We start from the raw sequence: 202 nt of genomic DNA on the forward strand, positions 1-202 counted from the left end.
GCAAGACAAGCCGCGGCCGGGCAAGCAGCCGATCTATACGAAGACGACCGACAAGCGGATTCTGAAGCTGTTGGATAAGCCGCCGCCGCACGGGTTTGCGCGCTGGACCGGCCCCCTGCTGGCCGAGGCGCTGGGCGATGTCGATGTCCAATATGTCTGGCGGTTCCTGCGCAGCCACAAGATTGACCTGGTGGCTCGCAAG

The 202-nt window shown here is 63.9% G+C and carries 1 pseudogene; it reads left to right on the forward strand.

From position 1 onward, the window contains the following. A pseudogene (locus QJT78_RS53490) lies at positions 1 to 202 on the forward strand (IS630 family transposase); the annotation flags it as partial.

It is taken from the genome of Bradyrhizobium sp. Mp27, from assembly GCF_029953005.1.
Classification (GTDB): domain Bacteria; phylum Pseudomonadota; class Alphaproteobacteria; order Rhizobiales; family Xanthobacteraceae; genus Bradyrhizobium; species Bradyrhizobium barranii.